Here is a 2,289-nt window from a genome sequence, read left to right on the forward strand (position 1 = left end):
GGGGCCCGGAAGCGCCCGTTCCGCGTTCTGGGCGGGCAAATTCGCGCATCGCACCGGCGAAAGGCCCGGCAAGTCCGAGTTAATCAAGGTGTCCATTTGGTATCAGGTACTTGATACAAAATCACGGGTGACTCGATAGTGCTGTGAGTAGGCAAAAAGAAGAAGAAAAGACAACGGTATCCTGAAGTAACTCATATCCCCACTTGCCGACATCTCCATTAATAACATTGCTGCCAGTAATTTTCCAAGAGATTCAGCGCGAATCCACAAGTAAAGAAAAGACGAAAAAATTATTATAGCACCGAAAATCCCAGTTTCCGCCAATATTTCCATAACTACATTGTGTGGATACAACATATTAGAATCCAAGCCAGAATAAAAAGACCAATTTCCAAGACCGACCCCAAATAACGGGTTATCCAGAAAAACAGACATTGAAATACTAATCATTTCCATCCTTATTATAACAGAGCCAAAATCGCCATCTTCGAGATTGTTATCAATAATTCTTCCAATAACGCTAAGCCTAGACAAGGTATTCTCAACGACTCCCTCCCCAATTGTTTCTATTATGTTATATGTTATCGTCATAAATGCGAATATAAACAGGATCGATGAAACGACTCGCAAATTAATTCTGATAAAAAATAAAGATGATGATATAATCAACGCAATTAATGGTCCCTTCGATGCAGTCCATAGAACAGAACTCAGAAAAATAATAAAAAGAAATACGTAAACAAAACTTCCACTATTTTTGTTCATATAGAGGCACATCAGGGCCGCAATGGACATCATCCAACCGAAAATAATCGGACCATTAATGAAAAAACGGACACTCCGATCCCAAAATCCGAAATGCAGTTTGTATATTATGGTAAAAACGAGAACTATAACGCAAGTGAAAATGAAAAATTTCACAAACGCCTGGACACCAATGATATTCGCGCTATATATCATAAGTGGCGCGACTGAAATTGTCGCCAAAATTGCCCCGTCAATCTTGTAGTATGCGTAGAATAAATCTTGGGTTTGAAATGTTGCGATTAGCAGAGCGGTTAATATTGGAAACAAATGTAGTGTTGATTTTACCAGAATATAACGAAATATCTGACTTCGAAAAAGAACAGCAAATATCGTTAAAATAAATGTTGGGAAAATAATTCCGAGGGTAACATTTATAAAGAATGGAGATATAGAGCCGCTGGCCAGTAAAACATACGATACCGGCACAAGACCGATAGCTAATTTCTGGCTTGATGTGGCATACAGCGGGCGCTCGTACCTGCTAGTTATGATCGCCATCACAGCGCGCTCCATATCGACTGGTCATACATGGTTGGACACTTTGATTAATCCGGCCCTCCTAAACGGCGTCACAACGGACCGAGGATTCGCCTGCCCCAAACGGAGGGTTGGCGATTCTGGCAACCTCTTCCGTTTCGTGCCGCTGTCTGCTGCCCCCTTTCTGCCGCTGACGCGGCGTAGGGCGAACCTCACCATTACGCCTCCGCCTCCCTCCGCTCCAGATATGCACGCCGCTTCATGCTGTAGGCGACGTCGGCGAACCCGAGCTCCACCCGCGGCCGGACGATTCCGCTCGTGCGCACGATGACCACCATGCGGTCCTCTTGCTTCGGCAAAGATATGCTCGACCGTAGCCCATACCTTTGAGCGCGCTGCATTGGCCCTCTAGTGCTGAGGCTTCGGCCCTTTCCCTGCCGTCTCGCGAAAGCGCCAGATCGTGGTCTCATCCGGCATCCTGTCGCCGTCATCGATCCCGAGGAACCTTCCGAAGCTGCGCCGGTCGAGGATCTGGAACTCCGCCTGCGCATCCGACAGGTTGTGGAGCGCCTGAAGGACGAGCACCTTGAACATCGTCACGGCGTCCATCGGGGGGCGTCCGCCCTTCTTCCGGTCAGAGCGCCTCAGCGCCGCGTCAAGCTCGGGGCGGAACAGCTCGAAATCCACCACCGCCGCCAGCCGCTCCAGAGGGTCGCCCGCCTTCGACAGCGCCGCATACCGCTCGTCCAGATCGAAGAACCCATGCTGATCCGCCATCACGACACTCCCTTCTCCGTCAACGCCACGGAATCACAGACATCGCCGAAGGGCGAGAGGTTTTTCAGGGTGTCCGAATGCGGCGCGCTCGAAGGTGCGTGCGGCGGTCGAGCATGTCTTCGCCGACTCGAGCCACCGGATGGCACTCTTTGTCCGCACGATCGGGATCGCGCGGGCACGGGCGAAGATCGGGCTTGCGAACCTTGCCTACAACATGAAGCGGCTTGT

General features: G+C 49.8%; 1 protein-coding gene and 2 pseudogenes. 1 reads left to right on the plus strand and 2 read right to left on the minus strand.

Annotation, left to right across the window (positions count from 1 at the left end; all coding sequences use genetic code 11):
• Window positions 1-102 precede the first annotated feature (102 nt).
• The gene (locus BLQ14_RS15210) at window positions 103-1,305 is read right to left on the minus strand and encodes an O-antigen ligase family protein (RefSeq protein ID WP_170068495.1); all 1,203 of its coding nucleotides are present in this window, start codon (window positions 1,303-1,305) and stop codon (window positions 103-105) included.
• A 420-nt stretch (window positions 1,306-1,725) separates the two neighbouring features.
• Window positions 1,726-2,061, minus strand: a pseudogene (locus BLQ14_RS15220) (transposase); the annotation flags it as partial.
• Between the two features lie 76 nt (window positions 2,062-2,137).
• On the opposite strand from BLQ14_RS15220, the pseudogene BLQ14_RS15345 reads away from it, so the two are divergent.
• Window positions 2,138-2,289, plus strand: a pseudogene (locus BLQ14_RS15345) (IS5/IS1182 family transposase); the annotation flags it as partial.

Origin of the sequence: Meinhardsimonia xiamenensis (genome assembly GCF_900102905.1) — a bacterium.
GTDB lineage: Bacteria > Pseudomonadota > Alphaproteobacteria > Rhodobacterales > Rhodobacteraceae > Meinhardsimonia > Meinhardsimonia xiamenensis.